Origin of the sequence: Mesorhizobium sp. M7A.F.Ca.CA.004.04.2.1, from assembly GCF_004022825.1 — a bacterium.
In the GTDB taxonomy this organism is placed as follows: domain Bacteria; phylum Pseudomonadota; class Alphaproteobacteria; order Rhizobiales; family Rhizobiaceae; genus Mesorhizobium.
Window position 1 is genome coordinate 1 of sequence record NZ_RZPH01000284.1, and the last position, 6,122, is coordinate 6,122.

The 6,122-nt window shown below is 64.6% G+C and carries 6 protein-coding genes; 3 read left to right on the forward strand and 3 right to left on the reverse strand.

Features of this window, described 5'->3' with window-relative positions; all coding sequences use genetic code 11:
• Nucleotides 1–275 precede the first annotated feature (275 nt).
• Nucleotides 276–779, reverse strand: a complete 504-nt coding sequence (locus EN893_RS14765; protein ID WP_127272277.1) for a hypothetical protein — start codon at nucleotides 777–779, stop codon at nucleotides 276–278.
• Between the two features lie 191 nt (nucleotides 780–970).
• On the opposite strand from EN893_RS14765, the gene EN893_RS14770 reads away from it, so the two are divergent.
• The 3 genes from EN893_RS14770 (at nucleotide 971) to EN893_RS14780 (ending at nucleotide 4,138) form a co-directional block, all read left to right on the forward strand.
• A complete protein-coding gene (locus EN893_RS14770; protein WP_127270789.1) occupies nucleotides 971–1,945 on the forward strand; it encodes an L-threonylcarbamoyladenylate synthase in 975 nt (324 codons plus the stop codon).
• A 9-nt stretch (nucleotides 1,946–1,954) separates the two neighbouring features.
• Nucleotides 1,955–3,385 carry an FAD-binding oxidoreductase gene (locus tag EN893_RS14775; protein ID WP_127270791.1) on the forward strand — a complete coding sequence of 477 codons (1,431 nt, stop codon included), beginning with the start codon at nucleotides 1,955–1,957 and terminating at the stop codon, nucleotides 3,383–3,385.
• Between the two features lie 186 nt (nucleotides 3,386–3,571).
• A complete protein-coding gene (locus tag EN893_RS14780) occupies nucleotides 3,572–4,138 on the forward strand; it encodes a DUF6101 family protein (protein ID WP_023808648.1) in 567 nt (188 codons plus the stop codon).
• A gap of 36 nt (nucleotides 4,139–4,174) precedes the next feature.
• Here the strand turns inward: EN893_RS14780 and ubiA are convergent, their stop codons facing one another.
• Nucleotides 4,175–5,158, reverse strand: a complete 984-nt coding sequence (ubiA, locus tag EN893_RS14785; protein ID WP_164749081.1) for a 4-hydroxybenzoate octaprenyltransferase — start codon at nucleotides 5,156–5,158, stop codon at nucleotides 4,175–4,177.
• Nucleotides 5,159–5,226: 68 nt separating this feature from the next.
• The coding region (locus EN893_RS14790; RefSeq protein ID WP_128361613.1) for a LysR family transcriptional regulator at nucleotides 5,227–6,122 on the reverse strand (896 nt) is incomplete at its 5' end.

Sequence of the window (6,122 nt, forward strand, 5' to 3'; positions counted from 1 at the left end):
GCCGTCACTCGCCTGATGGTCGCGATCGGAAATGCGCGCGACATAAGATCCCAGCATGTCGTCGGCATGAGCCGCGACGACGCCAAGCAACGACGCCAGCAGAAGGCCTGCCCCGGTTACGATTCCAGATTTTCTCATGATCACCCCCCTTTACCCCTAACGATGAAATCCCGTCTGCCAGAAATACCTAGAACGGGATTTGCCTGGCAATGGTGCGCCGGGCGCCAGACCACCGTCAAGTCACGCCATCGATGTCGGCTGTCTTGGAGCCGGGGCTATTTGGTGTAGCCGTTGGGAGGCATGTGCTGCCCTGCTGCCGGCGCCGGAGCGCTCGGCGGCGTGGGTTGGTTCTCGGCGTTCCCTGAGGGGGCTGCGGAGGCGGTGGCCGTTGCCGGCGCTGTGCCTGCCGCCGGCGCCGTGCCAGCGGCCGGCGCGGCACCGGCCGCTGGTGCAGCGGTTGGCGCCGGTGCAGGGAAATCGGGACCGGTAACGCCGCCACGAATGACCATCGGGCCTGGCTGGAAGCCGTGCCCGGTCGCGGGCTTGTCCGGGATCGCCGCCACTTTTTCATCGGTGACGTCGGGCTGCGCTTCCCCTTTTGCCACCACCGACAGCGCATCGCTGGCGCTGACCGCATCGGCGGTTCCAGGCTGGTTGGGGGCGCCGATCCTGACGATCGATGGGGTGGAGGATGGCGTGCCTGGAAAAACCAGGGATGACGCCTGGGCTTCGCCGGCCGCAACAGCAAGAATGATACCCAACAGGATACGCGCAGACACTGATGTCGCTCCCCTTTGCCCAGAAGCTCTTCGATAGCAGGCCGGAATTGATGCCGGCTTTCGCGGAAACATAGCATTTTAGGGATTGATAAATCGCCAATGCTCCTGCTCGCCAACAATAGGTTACCCAACAGCGGCTTGCCCAACGGCCGCCATCGTACTACGCACCCCGCATCTGTGAGGTGACGAGAGTGGCTGAAATACTTGGCTCGGGCGAGGCGCTGGAGCGGGCGCTGGCGCTGCTCATGGAAGGCGATGTCGTCGCCATCCCGACGGAAACCGTCTACGGGCTGGCCGGCGACGCCACCAACGGCATCGGCGTCGCACGCATCTTCGAAGCCAAGGGGCGCCCGCGCTTCAACCCGCTGATCGCCCATGTCGCGGATATGGCGATGGCAGAGCGCCTCGCGTTGTTCGATCCGCTGTCCAGGAAACTGGCGCTGGCATTCTGGCCAGGTCCGCTGACGCTGGTGCTGCCGCAACGGCCCGGCAACGGCATCCATCCGCTGGTCACCGCCGGGCTCGATACGATTGCCTTGCGCATGCCGAGGGGCTTTGGTGGCGAGCTGATCGCCAGGCTCGGCCGCCCGCTTGCAGCGCCCAGCGCCAATTCATCCGGCAAAATCAGCGCAACGACCGCGCAAGCGGTAGCGGCGGATCTCGGCACGCGCATAAAGCTGGTGGTCGATGGCGGCGCGACGCCGATCGGGCTGGAATCGACGATTCTCAAGGCCGAAGGGGACAGATTGCGGCTGCTGAGGCCCGGCGGCATCGCCGCCGAGGAGATCGAGGCGGCTATCGGCATGGAGCTGTTGCGCGGCGGCGCCGCCGGCGTCGAGGCGCCGGGCATGCTCGCCTCGCACTATGCGCCAGGTGCTGCGATGCGGCTCAATGCCGGCACGGTCGGCGAGGGCGAGGCTTTGCTAGGCTTCGGCAGCCAGAGGGCGCAAGGCTGGCGCCGCGCCGAAGCCTTCCTCAATTTATCCGAAACCGGTGACCTGCGCGAAGCGGCGAGCAATCTGTTTGCCTATATGCAGGAGCTCGACCGCTGCGGCGCGCAGACCATCGCCGTCGAGCGTATTCCCTTCGACGGGCTCGGTGAAGCCATTAACGATCGGCTGTCGCGTGCCGCCGCCCCTCGTGACATCACGCAGCCCACACCATAGTTTTCCCCCATGACCGAAATCACAGAGACACTCGATTCCGCTCTCATCGATCGCTTCGCGGCGATCGTTGGCGACAAATATGCGCTCCGCGACGAGCGCGATATCGCGCCTTACCTCATTGAGCGGCGCGGGCTCTGGCACGGCGCGACATCGCTGGTGCTGCGCCCGGGCAGTGTCGACGAAGTCAGCCGGATCATGCGGCTGGCGACGGAGACGGGAACGCCGATCGTGCCGCAAAGCGGCAACACCGGGTTGGTCGGCGCCCAGGTGCCGGACAGGTCCGGGCGCGAAATCGTCCTGTCGCTGTCGCGGCTGAACCGCATCCGCGAGATCGATGTCCTGTCCAACACGGTGACGGTCGAGGCCGGCGTCATCCTGCAGACGCTGCAGGAGGCAGCCGACGCCGCCGACCGGCTGTTTCCGCTGTCGCTGGCCGCGCAAGGCTCCTGCCAGATCGGCGGCAATCTTTCCTCCAATGCCGGCGGCACCGGCGTGCTTGCCTATGGCAATGCGCGCGAACTTTGCCTCGGTGTCGAGGTGGTGCTGCCGACCGGCGAGGTGTTCGACGACCTGCGCAAGCTGAAGAAGGACAACACCGGCTACGATCTGAAAAACCTGTTCGTCGGCGCCGAAGGTACGCTCGGCGTCATCACCGCCGCCGTGCTCAAGCTGTTCCCGAAGCCGAAGGGGCGCGAAGTCGCCTTCGCCGGCCTTTCGTCACCCGAGGCAGCACTTTCGCTGTTCAGCCTGGCCATGGACCGTGCCGGGGCAGCGCTCACCGCTTTCGAACTGATCGGCAGGCGGCCATATGATTTCACGCTGGCGCATGCCCAGGGCGTGGTGCGGCCGCTGATCGAGGACTGGCCGTGGTATGTGCTGATGCAGATTTCATCAGGCCGTTCGTCGGAGGATTCGCGGGCGTTGATCGAGGACGTGCTCTCGGCCGGCCTTGAACAGGAATTCGTCGGCGACGCCGTCATTGCGGCGAGCCTCGGGCAGGGGGATGCCTTCTGGAATTTCCGCGAGCTGCTGCCCGAGGCGCAGAAGCCGGAAGGCGCCTCGATTAAGCACGACATTTCGGTGCCTATTGCATCGATCCCGCGCTTCATCGAAGAAGCCGCCGGCGCCGTGGCGTCGGTAAGTGCAGGCGCCCGCGTGGTCTGCTTCGGTCATATGGGCGACGGCAATCTCCACTACAACATTTCGCGGCCAGTCGACGGCGATGATGAGGCGTTCCTCGCTCTCTATCACCCCATGAACAAGGCGGTGCACGGTGTGGTGCGCAGCCTGCACGGTTCGATCTCGGCCGAGCACGGCATCGGCCAGTTGAAGCGCGACGAACTGATCGCCACCGCGCCGCCAATGGCGATCGATCTGATGCGAAGGGTGAAGGCCGCTTTCGACCCGGCCGGCATCATGAATCCGGGTAAGGTTATCTGATCCTTTCCACATCTTGCGGCTGGTGGGATTCCGATAACCATCCCTGAGATCAGCAAAATTTAACCGACTTTCTTAAGCGGGGCGGTAAGGAGCCCGCGCTACTGTCTCCATACAAACGAGGCTGGAAAAACCGGCCCGGAGAGAACCGGACACCGGCTCTCAGGAGACAGACAGGAAGGCCACTCTATGAACACCGGACTGAAGCCAGTCTGGGCGGGACGCAACATGCGTCTCGACCCATTTCGCCTGCCGCAAGTGGTGAGCTACGCGACTCGCGACGACTACGGCGATGTAACCTTCACCATCGACCAGCGCGGCGCCGTGATCCGCCGCCTGCTCGAGATGAGCGGCCTGCCCGCGATCATCGTTCTGCCCGCCAATGCGTTCCGCGGCGTTGCCGCCCGCGCCATGGAGGATCCGGACGGCAATGTCACGGTGACCCTGGAACTCCTGCACAACGACCCGATGCTGTCGGTGCCGCTGCTGGTGGCCGACGATCTCGACGATGTCGCAGCCGACTGGCGCGCCTGGGCCGACGCTTACCGTCTGCCGATGCTGCTGATCGAATCGGACGGCGTTGCCCGCACCCTGGAAGAATCGCTCGGTGCCGCCATCAAGACGCTGCCGCCGCAGGATCGGCGCAAGGGGCGGATTTCGAACACGCGCCGTCCGCGTTTCCTCGCTCGCCGCAGGGCCGGCGCCCTCGGTCTCAGGCTGGTCATCGACGGCCAGGAGATTATTTCGAGGGATTAGCCTTCTTCTCCCCGTATAGTGACGGGGAGAAGAAGACTAAACCAGCGGCTTCAGAGCCACCCACACAGCGCCGCCGATCAGGCCCAGGAAGATCAGCCAGCCGACCTGGTTATTCGACCTGAACAGCCGCAGGCATTGGTCCGGATTGTCGATATCCAACACGGCGATCTGCCGCGCCATATGGGCGCCGGCGGCGATCAGTCCGGCCAGCGCCACCACCGGCGCTTGCGCCGACGCGAAGGCGATGGCGAAGCAGATCAGCGCGCCGCCATAAAGCCCGGCCAGCCACGATTTGGTGTTATCGCCAAACAGGCGTGCCGTCGAGCGCACGCCGACAATGGCGTCATCTTCCTTGTCCTGATGTGCGTAGATCGTGTCGTAGCCGATCACCCACAGGATCGAGCCGATATAAAGCATGATGGCAGGCCCATCGAGATCGCCGAACTCGACCGCCCATCCCATCAGCGCGCCCCAGGAAAAGGCAAGGCCAAGCACCAGTTGCGGCCAGTTGGTTATCCGCTTCATGAATGGATAGATGGCGATGACCGCCAGTGAGCAGATGCCGAGCAGGACGGCGAAGCTGTTGAACTGGATGAGCACGACGAGGCCGACCAGGGCCTGCAGGACGAGAAACAGCCATGCCCGCCGGCGCGTCGCCTTGCCCGACGGCAACGGTCGCGAGCGCGTGCGCTCCACCTGGCTGTCGATGTCCTCGTCGACGAGGTCGTTGTAGGTGCAGCCGGCGCCGCGCATGGCGATGGCCCCGACCAGGAACAGCACGAGATACAAAGGCGCCGGCAGCAGTGAGAGCAGCGGGTCGCCCGGACGCGGATAGGCGCTTGCCGCCAAGGCTGCCGACCACCAGCACGGCCACAGCAGCAACTGCCAGCCGATCGGCCTGTCCCATCGAGCAAGCTGCGCATAGGGCCATATCGAGCGCGGCAGCACGCGGTAGACCCAATGGCCGTTCGGCGCATCGGCGACACGGCCCTGGGCCGCTTTCGACTGGATATTTTCCATGTCCATGGAGTGGCAGCAGCGGCAGAAACCGTCAAGCGGCAAGCGGAGACGCGGCGCCTGTCAGCCTTTCACGAGGCAAAGATGTCGCGGGTGGCGAACCAGTCCCTGGCCACCTCGACGAAGGCCAGCGCTGCATTCGACACACGCTGATGCGTGTCATAGGTCAGCAGGATCCGCTGCATGGGCAGCGGATCGGACAGCGGCTTGCAGATAAGCGGCAGGCCGTCATAGCTGCGGTCGCCGTGCGGGCGGGTATAGCTGACCGCGACGCCGAAGCCGTTGGCGACCATGCTACGCTGCAGTTCGAACGAGCTTGTCGTCGTATCGGCCACCGGCGAGAGGCCGCGGCTGCGGAACAGGTCGAGCATGTGCTGCCAACTGTGCGGCTGATCCGTCGTGATCAGCGGATAGGCGGCCAGATCGGCAAGGCTGACCGTTGGGCGGTCCGCCAGGGCATGGCCTGCCGGCAACAGCGCGTGTGGACGAAGTTCGCGCAGCAGGATGCGGGCGAAATGCGTCGGCAGGCTGAGATCATAAGTCAGGCCGAGATCGATGGCCGCATCTCCCAGCCGTCGTCCCAGAGTCTCGAACGTCTCGTCGCGAACGACGATTTTGACGGCCGGATAGCGTTCGGAGAAGGCGCGGATCAAAGCCGGCGCGAAGAAAGGCGCCAAATCCTCGAAGCATCCCAGCACCAACTCACCGCTGACAGCCGATTTGCTTGAACCCAGGCCGACGAGTTCTTCCGTTTCGGTGAGAACCTGCCTTGCCTTGGCCACGACGGCGCGGCCGAACGATGTCGGCGACACGCCGCTTCCGCGCTGGCGGACGAACAGCTTCTGGCCGAAATTCTTTTCGACCGCGTCAATGGCCACCGAGATCGACGGCTGCGAAACGTTCAGCATCTTTGCCGCTCCGGTGACGCTGCCGTGACGCGCCACGGCAACAAGATAACGCAATTGGG

Excerpts from the sequence above, each read along its gene's own strand:
- ubiA (WP_164749081.1), bottom strand. The coding sequence starts at position 5,158 with ATGGAAAATATCCAGTCGAAAGCGGCCCAGGGCCGTGTCGCCGATGCG.
- EN893_RS14780 (WP_023808648.1), top strand. The coding sequence starts at position 3,572 with ATGAACACCGGACTGAAGCCAGTCTGGGCGGGACGCAACATGCGTCTC.
- EN893_RS14775 (WP_127270791.1), top strand. The coding sequence starts at position 1,955 with ATGACCGAAATCACAGAGACACTCGATTCCGCTCTCATCGATCGCTTC.